We start from the raw sequence: 21,360 nt of genomic DNA, 5'->3' as shown, positions 1-21,360 counted from the left end.
TCCGCCCGCCCGCGACGCACGAGACCCCCGGTTCCGGCCGGGGGTCTCGTGCGTGATGGGCGATGTTCGCGGCGCCGCTCAGGGCCCGGTCAGGACCTCGGGCTCGGGGGTCATCGAGATGGTGGGGATCGAGGCGGTGATCACGGTGCCGTCGGAGCGGCGGGTGCCCTCGATGTCGGACGTGGTCGGCGCTCCGTGCAGGCGGCGGCCCTGGTGCGTGAGCGGGACGCGCACGGGGCTGCCCGCGGCGACGTGCACGCGCTCGTCGCGGACGGTGATCGCGGCGGAGTCGCCGGTCTCGACCGTCAGCAGGACCTCGGCCTGCGTCACCTCGACGCGCACGCGCGTGCCGTGGAGGGTGATGCGGAAGGCGAGGCGGTCCCAGTCGTCGGGCAGGCGCGGGTCGAGCGTGATCCGGCCGCCGTGGTCGCGCATCCCGCCGAAGCCGTAGACGAGGGCGCTCCAGACGCCGCCCGTCGAGGCGACGTGGATGCCGTCCGCGGTGTTGCGGTGCAGGTCGGCGAGGTCGACGAACAGCGCGGACAGGAAGTAGTGGCGGGCCAGGTCGCTGTAGCCGACCTCGGCGGCGATGATCGACTGCACGACGGCCGACAGGGTCGAGTCGCCGGTGGTCAGCGCGTCGTAGTACTCGAAGTCGGCGCGCTTCTGCTCGGCGGTGAACTCGTTGCCCTGCAGCAGCAGCGCGAGCACGACGTCGGCCTGCTTGAGCACCTGGAAGCGGTAGATCACCAGCGGGTGGAAGTGCAGCAGCAGCGGGCGCTTGCTCGCCGGGGTGTTCTCGAGGTCCCACAGCTCCTTCTCGAGGAAGGCCGCGTCCTGCGGGTGGATGCCCGCCCGCGCGTCGAAGGGGATGTGCATCTTCTCGGCGGCGCGCGCCCACTCGAGCACCTCGCCCTCGTCGAGAGCGAGGCGGTCGGCCATCCGCTCGTACGCGGCGGGCTCGACGGCCTTCAGCAGCTCGACGGCGCGGGCGGCCGAGCGGAGGTTCGCCCGGGCCATGACGTTCGTGTACAGGTTGTCGTTGACGACGGTCGTGTACTCGTCCGGCCCCGTCACTCCGTGGATGTGGAAGTGGTCGTCGCCGTTGCTGCGCCAGAAGCCCAGATCGGCCCACATCCGCGCGGTCTCGACGAGGATGTCGATCGCTCCGCGGGCGAGGAAGTCGTCGTCGCCCGTGGCACCCACGTACTGCATGAGCGCGTAGGAGATGTCGGCGTCGATGTGGTACTGAGCGGTGCCGGCGGCGTAGTACGCCGACGACTCCTGCCCGTTGATGGTGCGCCAGGGGAAGAGCGCGCCGCGCTGGTTGAGCTCGGAGGCGCGCGCCCGGGCTGCCTCGAGCATGTTCTGCCGGAAGCGCAGGGCGTTCCGGGCGACGAGGGGCGCCGTGTAGCTGAGGAACGGGAGGACGTAGACCTCGGTGTCCCAGAAGTAGTGGCCGCCGTAGCCGGAGCCCGAGACGCCCTTGGCCGCGACTCCGCCGCCGTCGGTGCGGGCGGTGGACTGGGCGAGCTGGAAGAGGTTCCAGCGGGTGGCCTGCTGGATCGCGGGCTGGCCGTCCAGCTGCACGTCGGAGCGGGTCCAGAAGTCGTCCAGCCACTCGCGCTGCTTGACGAACTGCTCCTCGACCGGCGTCTCGCGGGCGCGGTCGAGCGTGCGGTCGCAGCGGTCGGCGAGCTCGCGCACGGGCACACCGCGGGAGGTGTGGTAGGTCAGCGTCTTGACCAGGCGGACCGGCCGGCCGGCCTTGGCCTTCACGCGGTAGACGTGCTTGGCGAGGTCGTCGTCGATCTGGGAGGTCTGGTCCCACTCGTTCTCGGTCTCGAGCTGGTGCTCGGCGCCGCAGGCGACGGTCATCTGGGAGTTGGTGGTCCGGTAGCCGAGGAGGTAGCGGGTGCCGCTGACGCGCTTGAGGCGCGGCTGGAGCACGCGGTCCTCGAACGACTCCGCCTTGCGCGGGTCGAAGCCGGCCCCCTCGCTGCCGGAGGGGGCGTGGTACTCGTCGACGCCGTCCTGGCGGTTGAGGATCTGGCTCGAGATCAGCACGGACGCGTCGTGGTCGAGCATCTCGACCTCGTAGTCGAGGATCGCGAGGTGCCGGTCGGTGAAGGAGACCAGGCGGCGCGAGCGGATCAGGACGCGCTTGCCGGAGGGGGTGCGCCACTCCAGCTCGCGGGTGAGCACGCCGTTCGCGAAGTCGAGGCGGCGCGAGTAGGCGAGGACGTCGGCCTCGCTCAGCACGAAGGGCTCGTCGTCGACGTAGAGGCGGATGATCTTGGCGTCCGGCACGTTGACGATGGTCTGGCCGACGCGGGCGAAGCCGAACGCCTCCTCCGCGTGGCGGATGGGCCAGGTCTCGTGGAACCCGTTGATGAAGGTGCCGTAGGCGTAGCCGTCGCGCCCCTCCTCCACGTTGCCGCGGAGGCCGAGGTAGCCGTTGCCGGTGGCGAAGAGCGTCTCGGTGCGGCCCTGCAGCTCGGAGGCGAACTCGGTCTCGACGAGGGCCCACTCGTCGATCGGGAAGCGGTTCCGGTCGAGCGGGTCGGAGGTGATGGGGTTCATGCGGCGTCCTCGGGGGCGGGAGCGGTGGGGAGGAAGGGGAGCAGCTCGGCCAGGTCGTCCACGACCAGGTCGGCGCCGTGCTCGAGCAGGGTGTCGGCCCCGACTCCGCGGTCGACGCCGACGACGAGGCCGAAGCCGCCCGCGCGGCCTGCCGCGACTCCGGAGTGCGCGTCCTCGAGGACGGCGCACTCGGCGGCCGGGAGGCCGAGGAGCTCGGCCGCGTAGAGGTAGGTGTCGGGCGCGGGCTTGCCGGCGATCGAGCGCTCGGCGGCGAGGAGCCCGTCCACGACGACCTCGAAGCGGTCGCGGAGGCCGGCCGCCTCGAGCACCGGCACGCCGTTGCGGGAGGAGGTGACGACGGCGACCTGCACGCCCGCGGCGATCGCGGCGTCGACGAAGCGGAGCGAGCCCGGGTAGGGAGCGACGCCGGTCTCGGCGAGGGTGCGGTTGAAGGCGTCGTTCTTGCGGTTGCCGAGCCCGCAGACGGTCTCGAGCGACGGGTCGTCCTCGGGCGCACCCTCGGGGAGGGTGATGCCGCGCGAGGCGAGGAGCGCCCGGACGCCGTCGTACCGCGGGCGTCCGTCGATGTACCGGAAGTAGTCGGCGTCGGTGTAGCCCTCGGCGATCCCGCGCGAGGAGAGGTACTCCGTGAACAGCCGCGACCAGGCCTGCATGTGGACGTCGGCGGTCGGCGTGAGCACGCCGTCGAGGTCGAACAGGAGCGCGCGGACGCCGCGGAGGGCGGAGGCGTCGGGGCGCGTCGGGGATGCAGTCACGGCGGGGAGGACCTCTGATCGGGGGCAGGCGTTCGGCGGTTCCGCCGATGACGGTCGTCCGCCGCGGACTGCAGGTATCGTATACGCCCCCCGGCCGCCGTGTGGAACCGTTTACACGTCCGTCATCTGCGCGCCGCCGGGGGCGTCGATCCGCTCGGGAGCGAGGCGGTGCCGCCCGAGGGGGAGCATGAGCGGAGTGCCCGAGGTCGGGTCGGTGATGATGCGGCTGTCGAGGCCGAACACGGCGAGCACCGTCTCCTCGGTGAGCACCGCGGCCGGGGTGCCGGAGGCGTGCACCGCGCCGTGCGCGATGGCCACGAGGTGGTCGGCATAGCGGGCGGCCATGTTGAGGTCGTGCAGGACCATCACCACCGTCGTCCCGCGGGTGCGGTTGAGGTCGACGAGCAGGTCGAGCACCTCGATCTGGTGGCTGACGTCGAGGAAGGTGGTCGGCTCGTCCAGCAGCAGCACGTCCGTCTCCTGCGCGAGGGCCATCGCGATCCAGACGCGCTGGCGCTGCCCGCCGCTGAGCTCGTCGACGGAGCGGTCGGCCAGGGCGGCGGTGTCGGTCGCGTCGAGCGCGGTCGCGACGGCCTCGTCGTCGTGGGCGCTCCAACGGCTCAGCATCCCCTGGTGCGGATGGCGGCCGCGGCCGACGAGATCCGCGACGGTGATGCCCTCCGGGGCGATCGGCGACTGCGGGAGGAGGCCGAGCGTGCGGGCGAGCTGCTTCGCCGGCGTCCGGTGCACGGCCCTGCCGTCGAGCAGCACGGCGCCGGAGCGGGGCGCGAGCAAGCGCGACATCGAGCGCAGGAGCGTCGACTTGCCGCAGGCGTTCGCTCCGACGATCGCGGTGATGCGGCCGGGCGGGACGACGAGGTCGAGGCCGTCGACGACGGTCCGGTCGCCGTAGCCGAGGGTGACCCCCTCGGCCGTCAGGGTGTGCGCGGTGGTCACAGTGAGCCTCCCGCTCTGTTGCTGCGGACGATGAGGTAGACGAGGTACGGCGCCCCGAGGACGCCGGTGACCACTCCGACCGGATAGCGCAGGCCCAGCCCGAACTGCCCGACGAAGTCGGCGACGAGCACGAGCAGCGCGCCGACGAGGGCCGAGGGGATGAGGAGCGACGCGCCGGGCCCGATCAGGCGGGCGGCGATCGGGCCGGAGAGGAAGGCCACGAACGCGATCGGGCCGGCGGCGGCCGTCGCGAAGGCGATCAGCCCGACCGCGGCGACGATCACGACGAGGCGGGTGGCGTTCACGCGGATGCCGAGCGCGGAGGCGGTGTCGTCGCCGAGCTGCGTGGCGGAGAGGTCGCGCGAGCGCGAGAGCAGGACGGGGGTGAGGACGACGACCGCGGCGAGGACCGGCACGACCTCGCTCCAGCTCGCGCCGTTGAGGCTCCCGGTGAGCCAGCGGGACGCCTCCTGCAGGTCCCACGCGGCGGCCTGCGAGAGCACGTAGGCGGTGAGGGAGTCGAGCATCGCGGCGACCCCGATGCCGATCAGGATCAGCCGGGTGCCGGCGACTCCGCTGCGGTAGGACAGGGCGTAGACGAGCAGGGCGACCACGAGTCCCGCGACGATCGCGAGGGCCGAGACCTGCGCGGCCCCGAGCGAGAGCGTCACGATGGCGAAGGCCGCGACGGCGCTCGCCCCGGCGCTGATCCCGATGATGTCGGGGCTGGCGAGCGGGTTGCGGAGCATGGTCTGGAAGCTCACTCCGCCGAGCCCGAAGCACAGGCCCACCAGCAGGGCGAGGACGGCGCGCGGGAGGCGGAGGCGCCCGACGGTGAAGCTCGCGCCCGGCACCTGCTCGCCGAGGATCACGCGCAGCACCTCGTCGGGCGAGTAGACGGTCTGGCCGACCAGCAGGGAGACGGCGAGGACGGCCGCGATCAGGACAGCGAGCACGGCGACGACGATCCGGCGGCGGGCCCCGCGGCGGCGGCGGCCGGCCGCGACGGCGCGGGCGGTGGCGGAGGGCGCCTCGAGCAGCGCGGTCACAGCTCGCGCACCTTCTGGCGGCGGACGATCGCGATGAACACCGGGGCGCCGACCAGCGCGGTGACGATGCCCACGTCGATCTCGCTCGGGCGCGCGACGACGCGGCCGACGATGTCCGCCGCGATCAGGAGCACGGCGCCGGTCACCGCCGAGAACGGCAGCAGCCAGCGGTGGTCGACGCCGACGAGGAGGCGGCAGGCGTGCGGGACGACCAGGCCGACGAAGCCGATGGGCCCCGTGACCGCGGTCGTCGCTCCGCAGAGCACGACCGCGCCCAGGGCGGCCCCGCCGCGCGCGAGGGCGACCCGCTCCCCCAGGCCCGCCGCGAGCTCGTCGCCGAGCGCGAGGGTGTTGAGGCTCTTGGCCGAGAGCACGCAGAGGACGAGGCCGGCCAAGAGGAAGGGGAGCACCTGCGCGATGCTCGCGGACGTCGCGCCGCCCACTCCGCCGATCTGCCAGGAGCGGATGCCGCCCGCGATGTCGGCGCGCGGCAGGACGATCGCGCTGATGACCGAGACCAGCGCGGCCGAGGTGGCGGCGCCGGCCAGGGCGAGCTTGAGCGGAGTCGCGCCGCCGCGCCCGAGCGACCCGACCGTGTAGACGAAGACCGCGGCGACCGCGGCCCCGCCGATCGCGACCCAGACGTAGGCGGCGGAGCTCGTCAGCCCGAAGAAGACGATGCCCGTCACGACCGCGAGCGAGGCTCCGGTGTTCACCCCGAGGATGCCGGGGTCGGCCAGCGGATTGCGGGTCACCCCCTGCATCAGCACGCCGGCGACGCCGAGGGCCGCGCCCGCGATCGCGGCGAGCACGGTGCGCGGGATGCGCTTGGCGACCGCGGCCTGCGCGAACCCGTCCGTGGACCCGCCGAACGCGGCGACCACGTCGCTCCACGCCACCTCCCGCGACCCCACCAGCACCGACACCACGGCGGCGGCGAGCAGCACGGCCACGGCCGCGAGCAGCCAGAGGGCGCGCAGCCGCCTCGGGCGGCGCACGGCGGCGACGCCCGAGGCGGCGGGAGGAGCGGCGAGGGTCACGCGGGTCGGATCCCGGCTCAGGCGGCCGGAGTGCTCTGCGCGGCCTTGGCGGCGGCCTCGTCGAGCAGGTCCAGGTAGTCGTCGAGGACCCACGAGATCGAGAGCGGCGTCGGGTTGGCGGCGGTGCCGAGCGGGGTGGAGGGCAGGCGCACGATGGCGTCGTCGGCGACCGCGGGGATCTGCGAGAGCAGCGGGTCTGCCTTGAGGGTGCTCACGAGCTCGTCGTCGCCGTAGGTGACGATCACGTCGACGTCGCTGAAGGCGTCGGCCTGCTCGGCGCTCTGCGTGAGCGAGAACTTGTCGGTCGCGGCGGAGGCGGTGGCGATGCTGCCCGGGGTCGCCATGCCGAGGTCCTCGAAGAACGCGGGGCGGGTGTCGTGCGAGGTGTAGAAGCTGACCTGGCTGAGGTCCGTCGGGTCGACGTGGGTGAGGAACATCGCCGAGGTGCCGGCCAGCTGCGGGTGCGCGGCGACCTTCTCCTCGATCTCGCCCTCGAGCTCGGTGATCAGGGCGGCGCCCTCGTCGGCCCTGCCCATCGCCTCGCTGTTCAGCGTGATCATGTCGCGCCAGGAGGTGCCCCAGGCGGTCTCGGGGTAGGCGACGACGGGGGCGATCTCGCTCAGGGTGTCGTAGTCCTCCTGCGTGAGGCCGGAGTAGGCGGCGAGGATGACGTCCGGGTCGGTGTCCGAGACGGCCTCGAAGTCGATGCCGTCGGTCTCGTCGAAGAGGACGGGGGTCTCGGCGCCGAGCTCCTCGAGCTTCTCGCTCACCCAGGGGAGGAGCCCGTCGCCGTCGTCGTCGCCGAAGTTGGCGGCGGCCATGCCCACGGGGACGACACCCAGCGCGAGCGGGACCTCGTGGTTGGCCCAGTTGACGGTCGCCACGCGCTCGGGCGCCGACTCGATGGTGGTGGTGCCGAGGGCGTGCTCGATCGTGATCGGCGTGAAGCCGCTGTCGGCGGCGGCGTCGTCTCCGGCGGCCGAGCCGCTGCAGCCGGCGAGGCCGATCGTCAGCGCGGTGGCGGCGAGCAGGGCGAGGGGCGTGGTGGCGCGGGGCATGGGTCCCTTTCGAGAGGCTGTGCGGGAGGCGGCGCAGGGTCCGAGCGGACCGGCACTAAGGACAGCCTAACCAAAGAATGTGCGTGCTCTCAGCCCCGATTCCTCGCCTCCCGAGGTCGGAGGCGCCCCGAGGTGCCGCTCGCGGAGCGCGGAGGCGGCCCCGCCACGGCCGCGGACGTCACGCCGTCGCGAGCCTCTCGACGGTGCGCAGGTTCCGGGTCGTGGTGCTCGAGCGGTAGGCGGAACGGGCGAGAATCCTCGCGACCGGCGTGTCCGTCGAGGAGCCGCGCGGGCAGCGCCAGTAGAGGACGCCGGCACCCCGGGCGACGAGCTCGACCGCCGGATCCGGCTCGCCGATCGCGGCCTGCGCGGCGTCGAGCGCCTCCTCGTCCGAGCCGAAGACGACGTACGGATGCGCCTCCTCGTCGATCCGCGGGAACGGGTAGGCGGCGAGCACCGCGGCGAGCGCCTCCTGCGTCACGAGCACGATCCAGGCGTCGTAGCCGAACCGCTCGGCGAGCGCCGCCTCGAGCGCGGGCTTCAGCTCGGCGGCCGGGCGGTCGGAGTCGAAGGCCGCGTTGCCGCTCGCGAGGACCGTCCGCACCCGGTCCACGCCGATCCCGGCGACCGTCTCGGCGAGCTCGGCGCTGCGGACGGTGCGGCCGTTGACGTTCACTCCGCGGAGGAGGGCGAGGAACCGGGTCATGCGGCCGACGGTAGCGTGACGGCATGGCGCGCGGAAGCGGACGACGACGACCCCGGCGAACCCTCGAGGAGGAGATCCTGCGGGCGAGCGAGCGCGGACCCGGGGCGAGGACGCGGGCGGAGACCGTCCCTCCCTCCGGACGCCGGCTGGTGGCGCCGCCCGCCTCGGGCACCCTGCTCCACGTCGACGTGGACGCGCTGGTGGCGCTCGCCGCGCGGGAGGACCTGCTGATCGCGCTGGAGCGGCGGATCGGCGAGCACTCGGTGGCCGCGACTCCGGTGCTCTCGTGGTGGTCGGCGACTCCGTCGGTCCCGGGCGAGGAGGAGGAGCGTCGGCTCGACGCGCTCGTGCTGCGGACGGTGGAACTCGGGGCGGGGCCGGCCGAGGACGTGGACTCGCGGCTGCGGGAGCTGGCGCACGAGGGCGGTCTGGACGAGCTGGGCTCCGCTCTGGCACTGCTCGCGCGGGTCCCGGATCCGCCGGCGGCGTTCCAGGATCCGGACGGGTTCCTGCGCGTGACGGTCCCGGAGTCGCCGTTCGAGCGGCGGCTCGAGGTCCTCGCGGAGGCGCAGGGCCGGGCGGGCGAGCTGCTGGTGCTGCTGCGCGACTGCGCGTTCACCGCGACCCTGCCGCGGCGGCGCTCGGCGATCGCGGCGATGAGCGGGCGGATCCGGGCGGCCGCGGACCCGGGGCGCCTCGACTCCCGGCGGCTGGACGAGCTCGCGCAGGCGGTGGACGCGGCGCTCGAGAAGCGGTGGACCGTGCTCTGACGGCGGTCCGCGCTACCGGCGCGCCCGTCGCAGTGACCGTTCGCGCATCGGTTCAGCCCCCGCGCACCCCGGGTGAATAGGCTGGACGGATGCCTCTCACCGGTCTCGACCTCCGCCGCTTCCCCGCCGCCCTGAACGACGAGGGCGGTCCCGACGCCGCCACCGCCGCGTGGGCCACCGCGATCAACGCGGGCTTCCACGAGAAGGAGTTCACGCCGGAGAAGCTGCGGGACTGGGCCGAGCACATGGTCGCCGACCAGCGCGTGCTGACCGCGGTCGTCGACTCCTCCGCCCCCGAGGGGCTCGACGGCGCGGGCGTGCCGGTCGGCACCTACGCGGCGTTCCCCGGGGCCCTGCAGGTCGGCGGCGGACGCGAGCTGCCGGCGCACCTCGTCTCGCAGGTGACCGTGCGGCCCACGCACCGGCGCCGCGGCATCCTGCGCGCGATGATCACCGAGGACCTGCGCCTGGCGAAGGAGGCCGGCACCCCGGTCGCCGCGCTCACGGCGAGCGAGGCCTCCATCTACCGCCGGTTCGGCTTCGGCCGCTCGGCCTTCACCCGCTCCATCCGCGTCGACACCGGGCCGCGCTTCGGCCTGCAGACCGAGCCCGCCGGCCGCGTCGAGGTGGTCGCGACGAGCTGGCTGCAGCCGCGCATCCCCGCGGTGTTCGCCGCGTTCCAGGCGTCGACCCCCGGCTCGCTGACCCGCCAGTCGCGCTACGAGGCGAACTCCGTCGGCACCGCGTCCGGCGAGACCACGCCCGGCCTCGACGTCCGCTCGGCCGTCCACCTCGACGAGGAGGGGACGCTCGACGGCTTCGTGACCTACCGCGCGGTCGGGCCCGAGGACGACAAGACCCTCGAGATCGTCGACCTCGTCGCCCCCGGCGCCGACGCCTACCTCGCGCTCTGGGGCTACCTCGGCGCGGTCGACCTCGCCTCCGCGGTGACCTGGGACATGGCCCCGGTGGACGACCCGCTGACCTGGGCGCTCCGCGACGCGCGCGTGGTGCAGGTGAGCCACGTGGGCGACCTGATCTGGCTGCGGATCCTCGACGTCGCCGCCGCGTTCTCGGCCCGGCCGTGGACCGCTGACGGCTCGGTCGTCGTCGAGGTGGCCGACGGGCTCGGGCTCGCCGACGGCCGCTACCGCCTCACCGCCTCGGGCGGCTCCGCCACCGTGGAGCGCACCGGGGACGAGGCCGAGCTCGCGCTGGACGTGGCCGACCTGGGGTCGCTGCTGCTGGGCTCGGTGCGGCCGTCGATCCTGGCGAAGGCCGGGCTGGCGCGCGTCACGGGCGAGGCGCGGCGGATGGACCGCCTGTTCGCGCCGATCGCGACGCCGTACTGCATCTCGTTCTTCTAGGAGGCACCGCCCTCCCGGCGGCACCGCCCTCTCGGCGGCAGCGCGCGGCCGGCGGTGTCCGGCTCCCGCGCCGCCGCCGCCGCCCCCGCGCATCCGCGGCCGCCGCGGACTGCCAGCCGCCTCCGGGCGTCCGCGCATCCCGCGTCGGTCATGCTGGAGGACCCGTCCCCGACACCGGCAGGAGTTCCGCGTGGGTGCATCCGTGATCGTCGACGTCATCGTCGTGCTGAGCCTCATCGGCGCGCTCGTCGACGGTCTGCGGCGCGGCCTGCTCCGGACCCTCGGCGGTCTCGCCGGGATCGTCGCAGGCGCGATCGGCGCCTCGTTCGCCGTGCCCGCCGTCTCGTCGTGGACGGCCGGCAGCGAGTGGCGCCTGCTCGCCGTGATCGGCACCGCCGTGCTGCTGCTGGGCGTCGGCTACGCGGTCGGAGCGACGCTCGGCGCGGTCATCGGCCGTGGAGCCGACCGCGTGAAGCTCGGCCTGCTCGACCGGCTCGCGGGCGGCGTCGCCGGCGTCGCGATCTCCGGCCTGGTCTGGATCGCCGTCACCTCGGCCGTCTCCCTGCTCGGCGTCCCCCTCGTCACGACCTCGGTCGCCGGCTCGACGGTCATCCGCACGATCGACGACCTCACCCCCTCCCCCGTCCGCGCCTTCCTCGCCCAGCTGCAGTCGACCGTGGTCGACGAGGGCACGTCGTGGGTCGTCGAGGCGCTCGACGCTCCCACCCGGGCGCCCGCGATCCCGGACGTCTCGACCGACGACCCGGAGGTCGCCGCCGCCACCCGCTCGGTCGTGCGCGTCTCCGGCACGGCCTGGGCCTGCGACGTCGGAGTGACGGGCAGCGGCTTCGTCGTCTCGGACGACCGCGTGATCACCAACGCGCACGTGGTCGGCGGAGTCTCGCAGCCGGTCGTCGAGGCGCCGGGCGAGGCCCCGCGCACCGGCCGAGTCGTCTACCTGGACCCGGCCGCCGACCTCGCCGTGATCGCCGTCGACGGGCTCGACGCCTCCCCGCTCCCGCTCGACGACGCCGTCGCCGCCGGGGACGACGCGGTGGTCGCGGGCTACCCCTTCGGCGGCCCGCTGACCCTCGGCTCGGCCGAGATCTCCTCCGACGCCACGGTCTCGCTGATGGTCGACGGAGCACCGACCTCACGGGAGGTGCTGACCCTCGCCGCCGTCGTCAACCAGGGCAACTCGGGCGGCCCGCTGCTCTCCCTCGAGGGCACCGTGTCGGGCGTCGTCTTCGGCAAGGCCGCCTCCGTCGACAACGTCGGCTACGCCATCCCGCTCTCGGTCCTCACTCCCGTGGTCGAGCAGGCCGCCTCGCTGACGGACGCCGTCGATCCGGGGGCCTGCCGCTCGAAGTGAGCGGTCACGGCAGCGGTCCGTCGACCAGCACGAGGGTGAGGTCGTCGAGCCGCACCGTCTCGGGCCGCGCCGACTCGAGGTAGGCGGACACGCGCGGATCGACGGGGAAGCGCGCCGACCGCTCGATCGCGATGGCGACGATCCCGGCTGACGACGGATCGGTCGTCACCCGATCGCCGATGTAGGGCACGTAGACGCCCGAGGACATGCCCTGTGCGAGGACCAGGCCGCCGTCGAGGCCGCGCTCGCGCAGCACGTCGGCCACCCGCGCGATCCCGGTCGGCCGCTCCTGGGCGATCCCCGCCGAGGTGGCGATCGCGATCACGAGGGAAGCGGCCAGCAGCACCGCGCCGGCGCCGCGGGCGAGGGGTGCGGGCAGCACGATCCCGCCGCGCAGCGCCTCCGCGATGCCGATGCCCGCCAGCGCGCAGAGGAGCCACGCCCACGCCGCGTAGTAGTGCGGCAGCGCGACCGAGCTGATCGCCAGGTGGAACACGAGGAGGAGCAGCGTCGCGGCGCCCAGGTAGAGCACCAGCGCGCGGCGCCGCGGAGCGAGCAGGGCCAGCAGGGTCCCGAGGAGCAGCACGGCGAGCGCCGCCGGCCCGATGCCGACGAGCATGAACCAGAGGTTCGCCCACCACGGAGGGAAGACGTACGCGGTCCCGGCGACCTCGATCAGGTGGCCGTCGGCGTTGTGCTCGGACTGGAACTCGAGCAGGTACCGGACCGCCTCGACCGGGTGCACCGGCAGGTAGGCGAGCACCCCGGTGACGACGAACGCGACGGAGAGGGCGAGGCCGCCCCGCAGAGCCCGGGCCCTGCTCCCCGACCACAGCAGCGGCAGCAGGAGCACGGGCGCGAGGACCGCGGTGGTCAGCTTCGAGGTGACCGACAGCGCCAGCAGCGCACCGGCCAGCGCGATCAGCCAGCCGCTCCGCCTGCCCGGCGAGGCGCGCGACCAGGTCCACGCCGCCGCCATCGCCGCGACGGCGAAGAGCACCATGAACGGCTCCAGGAGCGCGAGGCGGTCGATCCGGGTGCCGGCGCCCACGGCGGTGCGCGGGAGGAGGAGGAACAGGCCGGCCGGGACGAGCGCGAGCGTCGGGCCGAGCTCGCGCCGGAACCAGAGCCAGAGCACCACCCCGGTGAGGAACGCGGCCGCGCCGGCGGCGATCCTGCCCGCGAGCAGCCCCTCGCCGAGCAGCACCTGCGCGAGCCCGATCAGGTACTTCGCCGTCGGCGGATGCTCGAGGTTCGCGCTCACGTCGCCGTGCAGGTAGTCCCACCCCGCGGCGAGGTACACGGGCTCGTCCGACGAGATGTTCGCCGCTCCGAGGTTCCCGAAGCACTGGTAGAGCCCCCACAGCACGGTCCCGATCAGAGCCGCCCGCTTCACCCGCCCGATCCTAGGCGCCGGTGCCCGCACCGCTCCACCGGAGGGCCCGGGCCGCGGCGACCGCGGCGGGTAGGATCGACGCGCATCCCGTCCCCCTCCCCTGGAGCCTCCAGCACATGGCAGACAGCCGCACCGCCGTTCCCGACACCACTGCGAACGCGGAGGCGACGCCCGAGCGGGAGCAGCCCTACGCGGCCCTCGGACTCAAGCCCGACGAGTACGCGAGCATCCGCGAGATCCTCGGCCGCCGCCCCACGAGCGGCGAGCTCGCGATGTACTCGGTGATGTGGAGCGAGCACTGCTCCTACAAGTCGTCGAAGATGTACCTCCGCCAGTTCGGGCAGAAGGTCTCCCCCGCCATGAAGAAGAACCTCATGGTCGGCATGGGCGAGAACGCCGGAGTGGTCGACGTCGGCGAGGGCTGGGCCGTCACCTTCAAGATCGAGAGCCACAACCACCCGAGCTACATCGAGCCCTTCCAGGGTGCGGCGACGGGGGTCGGCGGCATCGTCCGCGACATCATCTCGATGGGCGCCCGGCCGGTCGCGGTCATGGACGCGCTGCGCTTCGGGGCGATCGACGACCCCGACACCGCGCGCGTGGTGCACGGCGTCGTGGCCGGCATCTCCTTCTACGGCAACTGCCTCGGCCTGCCGAACATCGGCGGCGAGACCTACTTCGACTCGGTCTACCAGGGCAACCCGCTCGTCAACGCGCTGGCCGTCGGCGTCCTCCGCCACGAGGACCTGCACCTCGCGAACGCCCGCGGCGTCGGCAACAAGGTCGTGCTGTTCGGGGCGCGCACCGGAGGCGACGGCATCGGCGGCGCGTCGATCCTCGCCTCCGACACCTTCGCCGACGGCGGACCGACCAAGCGCCCCGCGGTGCAGGTCGGCGACCCGTTCGCCGAGAAGGTGCTCATCGAGTGCTGCCTCGAGCTGTTCCGCAAGGACCTCGTCGAGGGCATCCAGGACCTGGGCGCCGCGGGCATCTCGTGCGCCACGTCGGAGCTGGCCTCCAACGGCGACGGCGGCATGTTCATCGAGCTCGACTCGGTGCTGCTGCGCGACCCCTCGCTCACGGCGGAGGAGATCCTCATGTCGGAGTCGCAGGAGCGGATGATGGCCGTCGTCACGCCCGAGAAGCTCGACGCGTTCCTCGAGGTCGTCGGCAAGTGGGACGTCGAGACCAGCGTGCTCGGCGAGGTCACCGACTCCGGCCGCCTCATCATCAACTGGCACGGCGAGGAGATCGTCAACGTCGACCCGCGCACCGTCGCGGTCGACGGCCCGGTCTACGAGCGCCCGATCGAGTACCCCTCCTGGCTCGACGCGCTGCAGGCCGACTCCTCCTCCCGACTGCCCCGCTCGACCGGCGGCGACGCGCTGCGCGCCGAGACCCTGGCGCTCCTGGGCTCGGCGAACCTCGCCGACAAGAGCTGGATCACCTCGCAGTACGACCGCTACGTGCTCGGCAACACCGCGCTCAGCTATCCCGACGACGGCGGCATGGTCCGCGTCGACGAGGAGTCGGGCCTCGGCTTCGCGGTCGCGACCGACGCGAACGGGCGCTGGTGCCAGCTCGACCCGGCGCAGGGCGCCCGCCTGGCGCTGGCGGAGGCGTTCCGCAATGTCGCCGTCACCGGAGCGACCCCGGTCGCCGTCTCGGACTGCCTCAACTTCGGCAGCCCTGAGAACCCCGAGGTGATGTGGCAGTTCCGCGAGGCCGTGGGCGCGCTCGCCGACGCCTGCCTCGAGCTCGAGATCCCCGTCACCGGCGGCAACGTCTCGTTCTACAACCAGACCGGCGACGTGCCGATCTTCCCGACCCCGGTCGTCGGCGTCCTCGGCGTGATCGATGACGTCGCGCGCCGCATCCCCTCCGGCTGGCAGGACGAGGGCGACAACCTCTACCTCCTCGGCACCACCCGCGACGAGCTCGACGGCTCCGCGTGGGCCGGCACCATCCACGACCACCTCGGCGGGCTGCCCCCGCAGCTCGACCTGGCCGCCGAGCGCGCGCTGGCCGAGCTGATCTCGGCGGGCGCGAAGGAGTCGCTCATCGCCTCCGCCCACGACCTCGCCGACGGCGGGCTCGTGGTGGCGCTGGCCGAGTCGGCGCTGCGCTTCGGCGTCGGGGCGCGCATCTGGCTCGACGAGCTGATGGAGCGCGACGGCGTCGACGCGACGGCCGCGCTGTTCTCGGAGTCGACCGGCCGCGTGCTCGTGTCGGTGCCGCGCGAGGACGACGTGAAGTTCCGCGGGCTCTGCGAGGGCCGGGGCTACCCGGTGCTGCGCATCGGCGTGACCGACGCGGCGACCCCCGCGGTCGAGGTGCAGGGCCTCTTCACGCTGCCGCTGGACGAGCTGCGCTCGGTGAACGGCGCCGTGCTGCCGCGCCACTTCGGCTGAGCCTCCGGGCGATCCGAGTCCGCAGGAGTCGCGGTGGTCGAGCTGGACCACCGCGACTCCTGCGGTACCGGCTCAGCTCCGGAGTTCCGTGATTACGGAATGTTTGCAATAGTGGAGCCATGACCTCCTCCCGAGACCTCGCCGGCGAGGTCGACGAGCTCCGAGCGCGGCTGGACCGCCTCGAGCGCGCCGACACCCCCGCCGCGCCCGCCGCCGACGATCCGCTCTGGGCCCTGACCGCTCTCCGCGAGCGCCTGCCCTCTCCCGGCGGAGTCGTCTTCGCCGGCTCGGTCGCCACTCCGGCCGGCCCCGTCGAGTGGCAGTACGGCCTCAGCACCGACGCGTTCTTCGAGCGCGACTGGGGAGCGAGCCCCGGGCCGACCGCGCTCGCCGCGCTGGGCAGCCCCGTGCGTCTGCGGTTCCTGCAGGCGGTGGCCGGCGGAGTCGAGACCGTCGCGCAGCTCGCCGAGAGCGAGGGCGCGGGCACCACCGGGCAGATCTACCACCACGTCAACCAGCTGGTCGCCGCCGGCTGGCTGGAGGCGCGCGGCCGCGGTCGCTACGGCGTCCCGCCGGAGCGCCTCGTCCCCCTGCTCGTGATCCTGCTCGCCTCCGGAGGACCCCGATGACCCGCCGCCGCCTCGCTCTCGCCGCCGCCTCCGCCGCGGCCGTCGTCCTGCTCGGCGGAGTGCTGCTCCGTCCCTCCGCTCCCACCCTCTCGACCGAGGCGACGGGCGACGCCGAGATCGCCGGGTGGCTCCGGACCGACGTCGGAGACGGCGCGCGGAACCACCTCGTCGCCGCCGTGATCACGCCCGACGGCGTGCGCTACGGCGGACTCGGAGCCGACGAGCGGACCGAGGTCGAGATCGGATCGGTCACGAAGACGATGACCGCGCTCCTCCTCGCCCGGAGCGCCTCCGAGGGGACGGTCGGGCTCGAGGACCCCGCCGCGGAGCACGCCGACGTCGGCGGCTTCACCGGGACGCTCGAGGAGCTGGCGACCCACCGCTCCGGCCTGCCGCGCCTCCCCACCGGTGTCGGCGACCTCGCCTCGACGCTCGTCGCCCAGCTGCGCGGCACGGACCCCTACGCGGGCTGGTCGGCCGACGACGTCCTCCGGCAGGCCGCCGAGGCGGACCAGGGCGAGCACGTGCACGCCTACTCGAACCTCGGTGCGGCGGTGCTGGGCCAGACGCTCGCCCGTGCCGAGGGCCGCGACTACGCCGACCTCCTCCGCGAGCGCGTCCTCGATCCGCTCGGGATGACCGCGACCTCCGTCCCGGAGACCGCGGACGCCCTCCCCGGCGACGCGCCGACCGGCTTCTCGGCGAGCGGGCGGTCCGTCGACGCGTGGACGATGGCGGGCTACGCACCGGCGGGCGGCGTCCGCTCCACGGCGGCGGACATGGCCCGCTACGCGCAGGCCCTCCTCACCGACGACCCCGCGCTGGGGGTGCCCGCGGCGAGCGTCCTGGATCCCCGGTTCGACGCCGACGGGGCGCGGATCGGCCTCGGCTGGTTCACCTCGGAGTCGGAGGACGGCGGATCCGTCACCTGGCACAACGGAGGGACCTCCGGCTACTCGACGATGCTCGCGATGGACCGCGAGCGCGGCGTGGCCGTGTTCGTCAACGGGGACACGGCGAGCTCGGTCGACGAGCTCGGCCTGCGCCTGCTGGAGCGCGCCGGGGAGGAGTCGTGATGATCGCCTCGATCCTCGTCCTGCTCGTCGTCGCGTTCACCGTCGGCCGCTTCGCCCTGGGGAGCGTCCCCCGGCGCCGGGCGGCCGGGCTCCTCGACCGCGACCGCGTCCGGACGCTCGCCCGCGGCGTCGAGGCCGTCGCCGTGCTGCTGCTCGGGCGGGCGCTCGTCGACTGGTCGGCGCTGACGCTGCTCCCCTGGGCCGTGCTGGTGGCTCTCACCGCGGCCGGGGCGGCCGGCGCCGTGCTGCGCTGGGACGGGCTGCCGTGGTTCGAGGACCCGGCGCGCCGCCGCTCGCGGACGACCGGGCTCGCGGCGACCGTCGCCGTGTCGGCGGTCCTGATCGGCGTCCTGGGCTGAGCGCCGCGCACGTGCCGTCGGATCCGCGCCTTCCGCGGTGGTCGCGTGCTGCTGCGAGGCGGGAGGAGTGGCGGCGGGCGCGGGCGGGAGCGGCGTCAGCCGGTCTGCGCGGGGAGGTCGTCGGGCTCGGCGTTGTCGAGGACGCGGCCGTTCTGGTCGCCGACGCTCAGGACGGTCGCCGGGCGGAGGTTGAGGGTGTCGCCGCCGTAGAGGCTGTCGATGTCGACGCCGTCGCGGCGCACCGAGTTCAGCGCGGAGAGGTAGTCGGAGCTGATGCAGAACCGGTCCGCGATCCGCTCGCTGATGTCGCCCGCTGCCACCAGGTACGAGGCCGGAGCGCCGTCGGAGGTGGTGCTCGCCGTCCCGGTCGCGCCGACGCGGGTGCCGCGGTCGCGCACGCGCTCGAGGTCGACGCCATCGAGCGTCCCCTCGTCGAGCGCCTGGACGACGCACTCGGCCGAGACGTCCTCGACGGGTGCGGGAGTGGTCGAGACGCTCGGCACCGGCCGCGGCGTGGACTCGGCTCCGGCGGCGGGCGGCGCCGTGGAGGCGGTCGGCTCGGCGGGTGCGGCGGCGGGGCTCGTCGCCTCCGCCGTGCAGCCGGCGAGCAGGACCACGGCGGAGAGGGCGATCACGAGGCGCTGCGTCGTCCGGACCATTCCGCGACTCTAACCCGGCACCCGGGCGGCCGGGCGCCACCGCGCCCAGCGGGCCGCGGGCGATCCGGTCGAGGCCGCTGGACCCGGCCGACGCGCAGGCCCGAGGCGGGGCGCGGGGCGGCCCCTGGACGGCGCGCCCCCGATTGACCTCCCCCGTCGATCGCACCCATGCCGAGCACCTGTTGGACACGCGGCCCGAACCGGAGTCGACTGGGACCATGCAGTACACGCACCTCGGTCGCACCGGCCTGTCCGTCTCCCGCACCGTCCTCGGCACCATGAACTTCGGCATGCAGACCGAGGAGTCCGACTCGTTCGCGATCATGGACCGCGCGCACGAGCTGGGCGTCAACTTCTTCGACACGGCCAACGTGTACGGAGGCGAGGCCGGCCGCGGCGCCACCGAGGAGATCGTGGGCCGCTGGTTCGCGCAGGGCGGCGAGCGCCGCGAGCGCACCGTCCTCGCGACCAAGGTCTTCGGCGACATGGGCGAGTTCGCCGCTCCCGGAGCCGAGCGCGGCCGCGACTCCTGGCCCAACGGCGGCCGCCTCTCGGCGCTCACCCTGCGCCGCGCGCTCGACGAGAGCCTCCGCCGCCTGCAGACGGACCACATCGACCTCTACCAGTTCCACCACGTCGACCGGACGACTCCCTGGGACGAGATCTGGCAGGCGATGGAGGTCGCCGTCCAGCAGGGCAAGGTCCTCTACGTCGGCTCCAGCAACTTCGCCGGCTGGCACCTCGCCCAGGCGCAGGAGGCGGCGCGCGCCCGCCACTTCACCGGCCTCGCCTCCGAGCAGTCGATCTACAACCTGCTCGTCCGCGACGTCGAGCGCGAGGTCCTGCCCGCCGCGCTGCACTACGGGCTCGGCGTCATCCCCTGGTCGCCGCTGCAGGGCGGGCTGCTGGGCGGCGTGCTCGAGAAGACCGCGGAGGGCGGGCGCCGCTCCTCCGAGCGCACCCTCGCCGCGATCGAGGAGCACCGTCCCGCGCTCGAGCAGTGGGAGGCGTTCGCCCGCGAGCGCGGCGAGGCGCCCGGCGAGCTGGCGCTGGCGTGGCTCCTCCACCAGCCCGCCGTCACCGGTCCGATCACCGGGCCGCGGACGCTCGAGCAGCTCGAGAGCGCCGTCGCCGCCGTCGACATCACCCTCGACCCCGAGGCCCTCGCGCGCCTCGACGAGATCTTCCCCGGCCACCGGACAGCCCCCGAGGACTACGCCTGGTGACCACCCACCCCACTGCGAAGGAGCATTCATGAAGCAGCGCACTCTCGGCGACCTCCAGGTCGGCGCGATCGGACTCGGCGGCATGCCGATGTCGATCGAGGGCCGCCCGGACCGCGAGCGCTCGATCGCCACGATCCACGCCGCCCTCGACGCCGGCGTGACCCTGATCGACACGGCCGACGCCTACCACCTCGCCACCCAGGACGACCTCGGCCACAACGAGCTGCGGAGGCGCTGCGCAGCTACGGCGGCGACACCTCCGCCGTGCTCGTCGCCACCAAGGGCGGCCACCTGCGGCGCGAGCCCGGCCCTTGGGACCAGGACGGCCGCCCCGAGTACCTCAAGGAGGCGGCCCGCGCGTCCGCGAAGCGCCTCGGCGTCGACGCGATCGGCCTCTACCAGTACCACCGGCCCGACCCGGCGGTCCCCTACGCCGACTCGATCGGAGCGCTGGCCGAGCTGCTCGACGAGGGCGTCCTCCTCCGCGCGGGCATCTCGAACGCCGACCCGGACCAGATCCGCGAGGCGCACGGCATCCTCGGCGAGCGCCTGGTCTCGGTGCAGAACCAGTTCTCGCCGTCGTTCCGCTCCAGCGAGCCGGAGCTCGAGCTCTGCGCCGAGCTCGGACTGGCGTTCCTGCCGTGGAGCCCGCTCGGCGGCATCTCCTCGGCGGGCGAGCTCGGCTCGCGCTACTCCGCGTTCGCGGCGGTCGCCGAGGCCCGCGGCGTGACGCCGCAGGTCGTCTGTCTCGCCTGGGAGCTGGCGAAGGCCCCGGTCGTGCTGCCGATCCCGGGCGCCTCCCGCCCCGAGAGCATCCGCGACTCCGCCACGGCGGCCGACCTGGAGCTCACGGCCGAGGAGCTGGCGTCGCTCGACTGAGCCCGTTCATGACGGAGGAGGGATCCGGTCGAGGCACCGGTCCGACGCGGATCGCGGGATCTCGGCGCTGGTCCCTCCTCCGTTGCGAGCACGATCCCGCTCAGACCGCGTCCTGCAGCGGCTGCGGGAGGGCCGAGACGAATGCGCGGGCCGCGGCGCTCGGCCGCTCCGGCACCGCCACCATCGTCCGCCACACCAGGAGCGGATCGGCGAGCGCCACCGCCCGCAGCCCGGCGGGGCGCTTCTCGGCGAAGTGCGCCGGCACGACCGCGATCCCCATGCCGTACTCGACCAGGTCGAGCAGCGTGTGCACGTCGTTCACCTCGAGCTCGACCTCGAACGCGAGGCCGTGCGCCGCGAACGCCCGCGCCGCGAGGTGACTCGCCGCCCAGTGCTCCTGCAGCCCCACGATCGTCTCGCCCGCCAGGTCCGGGATGCGGCAGCCGACGCGGCTCGCGAGCGGGTGACCCGGGCGCACGAGCACCGCGAAGCCCTCGCTCGCCAGCGGCATCGTCCGCACGCCGCCCGGCACGGCTCCGATGTCGGCGACCAGCGCCAGGTCGAGGCGGCCGGCGGCGACGGAGTCGAGCAGCGTGCCGGACCCCTCGTGGATCAGCCGGAGCGCGACTCCCGGGTGCTGCTCGCGGAAGGTCGCGAGCTCGCGCGGCAGGTGCACGCCGCCGAGGCACTCCTCCGTGCCGACCGCCAGGCTCCCGCGGAGCACCCCCTGCACGGCGAGAACCGCGTCGCGGGCGGCGAGCGCGCTGGCGACCGAGCGCTCCGACTCCGCGAGCATCGCCCGGCCGGCCGGCGTCAGCTCGACCCGGCGCGTGCTGCGGGTGAAGAGGGGGCTGCCCAGCTCGCTCTCGAGCGCGCGGATCGACGCCGAGAGGCCCGACTGCGAGATCTGCAGGGCGCTCGCGGCGCGGGTGAAGTGCTGCTCCTTCGCGACGGCGAGGAAGTGTTCGAGCTGTCGCAGTTCCATGGGTCCATCCTCGTCGCGCGGGCGGAGGAGCGGGGACCGGACCCGGCACTCCCCAGCGGCCG

General features: G+C 74.1%; 18 protein-coding genes and 1 pseudogene. 9 read left to right on the top strand and 10 right to left on the bottom strand.

Annotated features, from left to right (window positions below; genetic code table 11):
- Window positions 1-78 precede the first annotated feature (78 nt).
- From C5C49_RS09580 to C5C49_RS09550, 7 genes are all read right to left on the bottom strand, one after another.
- Window positions 79-2,583, bottom strand: coding sequence for a glycoside hydrolase family 65 protein (locus tag C5C49_RS09580; RefSeq protein ID WP_104329289.1), 2,505 nt, complete (start codon window positions 2,581-2,583; stop codon window positions 79-81).
- A complete protein-coding gene (locus C5C49_RS09575) occupies window positions 2,580-3,359 on the bottom strand; it encodes an HAD family phosphatase (RefSeq protein ID WP_104222739.1) in 780 nt (259 codons plus the stop codon). The genes C5C49_RS09580 and C5C49_RS09575 overlap by 4 nt, the downstream gene beginning before the upstream one ends.
- Window positions 3,360-3,470: 111 nt before the next feature.
- Complete coding sequence (locus tag C5C49_RS09570; RefSeq protein WP_104222740.1) at window positions 3,471-4,316, bottom strand: ABC transporter ATP-binding protein; 846 nt, start codon at window positions 4,314-4,316, stop codon at window positions 3,471-3,473.
- A complete protein-coding gene (locus C5C49_RS09565; protein WP_258068427.1) occupies window positions 4,313-5,365 on the bottom strand; it encodes an iron ABC transporter permease in 1,053 nt (350 codons plus the stop codon). The genes C5C49_RS09570 and C5C49_RS09565 overlap by 4 nt, the downstream gene beginning before the upstream one ends.
- Window positions 5,362-6,405 (bottom strand): iron ABC transporter permease, encoded by a 1,044-nt coding sequence (locus C5C49_RS09560; protein WP_104222742.1) that lies wholly within the window; start codon window positions 6,403-6,405, stop codon window positions 5,362-5,364. The genes C5C49_RS09565 and C5C49_RS09560 overlap by 4 nt, the downstream gene beginning before the upstream one ends.
- Before the next feature lie 17 nt (window positions 6,406-6,422).
- The gene (locus tag C5C49_RS09555) at window positions 6,423-7,463 is read right to left on the bottom strand and encodes an iron-siderophore ABC transporter substrate-binding protein (protein WP_104346044.1); all 1,041 of its coding nucleotides are present in this window, start codon (window positions 7,461-7,463) and stop codon (window positions 6,423-6,425) included.
- 178 nt (window positions 7,464-7,641) lie between these two features.
- Window positions 7,642-8,169: a DUF1697 domain-containing protein gene (locus C5C49_RS09550; RefSeq protein WP_104247463.1), complete on the bottom strand. Its 528-nt coding sequence runs from the start codon at window positions 8,167-8,169 to the stop codon at window positions 7,642-7,644.
- 23 nt (window positions 8,170-8,192) lie between these two features.
- Here C5C49_RS09550 and C5C49_RS09545 point away from each other — a divergent pair, with 23 nt between their 5' ends.
- From C5C49_RS09545 to C5C49_RS09535, 3 genes are all read left to right on the top strand, one after another.
- Window positions 8,193-8,939 (top strand): DUF2254 family protein, encoded by a 747-nt coding sequence (locus C5C49_RS09545; RefSeq protein WP_104346043.1) that lies wholly within the window; start codon window positions 8,193-8,195, stop codon window positions 8,937-8,939.
- 89 nt (window positions 8,940-9,028) lie between these two features.
- A complete protein-coding gene (locus tag C5C49_RS09540; RefSeq protein WP_104346042.1) occupies window positions 9,029-10,306 on the top strand; it encodes a GNAT family N-acetyltransferase in 1,278 nt (425 codons plus the stop codon).
- 190 nt (window positions 10,307-10,496) lie between these two features.
- Window positions 10,497-11,678 carry a MarP family serine protease gene (locus C5C49_RS09535; protein ID WP_258068426.1) on the top strand — a complete coding sequence of 394 codons (1,182 nt, stop codon included), beginning with the start codon at window positions 10,497-10,499 and terminating at the stop codon, window positions 11,676-11,678.
- A 4-nt stretch (window positions 11,679-11,682) separates the two neighbouring features.
- Here C5C49_RS09535 and C5C49_RS09530 read toward each other — a convergent pair whose 3' ends face one another.
- Window positions 11,683-13,074 carry a glycosyltransferase family 39 protein gene (locus C5C49_RS09530; RefSeq protein ID WP_181135746.1) on the bottom strand — a complete coding sequence of 464 codons (1,392 nt, stop codon included), beginning with the start codon at window positions 13,072-13,074 and terminating at the stop codon, window positions 11,683-11,685.
- A gap of 116 nt (window positions 13,075-13,190) precedes the next feature.
- On the opposite strand from C5C49_RS09530, the gene purL reads away from it, so the two are divergent.
- From purL to C5C49_RS09510, 4 genes are all read left to right on the top strand, one after another.
- Window positions 13,191-15,485: a phosphoribosylformylglycinamidine synthase subunit PurL gene (purL, locus tag C5C49_RS09525; protein ID WP_104234263.1), complete on the top strand. Its 2,295-nt coding sequence runs from the start codon at window positions 13,191-13,193 to the stop codon at window positions 15,483-15,485.
- A 119-nt stretch (window positions 15,486-15,604) separates the two neighbouring features.
- Entirely contained in the window at window positions 15,605-16,114 is a 510-nt protein-coding gene (locus tag C5C49_RS09520) for a helix-turn-helix transcriptional regulator (protein ID WP_104222749.1), read from the top strand.
- Window positions 16,111-17,190: a serine hydrolase gene (locus C5C49_RS09515; RefSeq protein WP_104346040.1), complete on the top strand. Its 1,080-nt coding sequence runs from the start codon at window positions 16,111-16,113 to the stop codon at window positions 17,188-17,190. Before C5C49_RS09520 ends, C5C49_RS09515 begins: the two co-directional genes overlap by 4 nt.
- Window positions 17,190-17,549, top strand: coding sequence for a hypothetical protein (locus C5C49_RS09510; RefSeq protein WP_104346039.1), 360 nt, complete (start codon window positions 17,190-17,192; stop codon window positions 17,547-17,549). The genes C5C49_RS09515 and C5C49_RS09510 overlap by 1 nt, the downstream gene beginning before the upstream one ends.
- A 95-nt stretch (window positions 17,550-17,644) precedes the next feature.
- Here C5C49_RS09510 and C5C49_RS09505 read toward each other — a convergent pair whose 3' ends face one another.
- The gene (locus tag C5C49_RS09505; RefSeq protein WP_104346038.1) at window positions 17,645-18,208 is read right to left on the bottom strand and encodes a hypothetical protein; all 564 of its coding nucleotides are present in this window, start codon (window positions 18,206-18,208) and stop codon (window positions 17,645-17,647) included.
- A gap of 218 nt (window positions 18,209-18,426) precedes the next feature.
- Between C5C49_RS09505 and C5C49_RS09495 the strand changes: the two genes are divergently transcribed.
- Together C5C49_RS09495 and C5C49_RS09490 are read left to right on the top strand one after the other, a co-directional pair.
- The gene (locus tag C5C49_RS09495; RefSeq protein WP_104255984.1) at window positions 18,427-19,434 is read left to right on the top strand and encodes an aldo/keto reductase; all 1,008 of its coding nucleotides are present in this window, start codon (window positions 18,427-18,429) and stop codon (window positions 19,432-19,434) included.
- 28 nt (window positions 19,435-19,462) lie between these two features.
- Window positions 19,463-20,313: pseudogene (locus tag C5C49_RS09490) on the top strand (aldo/keto reductase).
- Window positions 20,314-20,413: 100 nt separating this feature from the next.
- On the opposite strand, the gene C5C49_RS09485 reads toward C5C49_RS09490, so the two are convergent.
- On the bottom strand, window positions 20,414-21,298 hold the full coding sequence (locus tag C5C49_RS09485) for a LysR family transcriptional regulator (RefSeq protein ID WP_104222755.1): 885 nt from the start codon (window positions 21,296-21,298) through the stop codon (window positions 20,414-20,416).
- Between the last annotated feature and the right edge of the window lie 62 nt (window positions 21,299-21,360).

Source organism: Rathayibacter sp. AY1E2 (genome assembly GCF_002932325.1).
Classification (GTDB): domain Bacteria; phylum Actinomycetota; class Actinomycetes; order Actinomycetales; family Microbacteriaceae; genus Rathayibacter.
Note: the sequence above shows the minus strand (reverse complement) of the source record. Positions and strands in the feature narration are given on the sequence as shown.

Excerpts from the sequence above, each read along its gene's own strand:
- C5C49_RS09515 (WP_104346040.1), top strand. The coding sequence starts at position 16,111 with ATGACCCGCCGCCGCCTCGCTCTCGCCGCCGCCTCCGCCGCGGCCGTC.
- C5C49_RS09520 (WP_104222749.1), top strand. The coding sequence starts at position 15,605 with ATGACCTCCTCCCGAGACCTCGCCGGCGAGGTCGACGAGCTCCGAGCG.
- C5C49_RS09495 (WP_104255984.1), top strand. The coding sequence starts at position 18,427 with ATGCAGTACACGCACCTCGGTCGCACCGGCCTGTCCGTCTCCCGCACC.
- purL (WP_104234263.1), top strand. The coding sequence starts at position 13,191 with ATGGCAGACAGCCGCACCGCCGTTCCCGACACCACTGCGAACGCGGAG.
- C5C49_RS09485 (WP_104222755.1), bottom strand. The coding sequence starts at position 21,298 with ATGGAACTGCGACAGCTCGAACACTTCCTCGCCGTCGCGAAGGAGCAG.
- C5C49_RS09540 (WP_104346042.1), top strand. The coding sequence starts at position 9,029 with ATGCCTCTCACCGGTCTCGACCTCCGCCGCTTCCCCGCCGCCCTGAAC.
- C5C49_RS09510 (WP_104346039.1), top strand. The coding sequence starts at position 17,190 with ATGATCGCCTCGATCCTCGTCCTGCTCGTCGTCGCGTTCACCGTCGGC.
- C5C49_RS09505 (WP_104346038.1), bottom strand. The coding sequence starts at position 18,208 with ATGGTCCGGACGACGCAGCGCCTCGTGATCGCCCTCTCCGCCGTGGTC.
- C5C49_RS09545 (WP_104346043.1), top strand. The coding sequence starts at position 8,193 with ATGGCGCGCGGAAGCGGACGACGACGACCCCGGCGAACCCTCGAGGAG.
- C5C49_RS09555 (WP_104346044.1), bottom strand. The coding sequence starts at position 7,463 with ATGCCCCGCGCCACCACGCCCCTCGCCCTGCTCGCCGCCACCGCGCTG.
- C5C49_RS09580 (WP_104329289.1), bottom strand. The coding sequence starts at position 2,583 with ATGAACCCCATCACCTCCGACCCGCTCGACCGGAACCGCTTCCCGATC.
- C5C49_RS09550 (WP_104247463.1), bottom strand. The coding sequence starts at position 8,169 with ATGACCCGGTTCCTCGCCCTCCTCCGCGGAGTGAACGTCAACGGCCGC.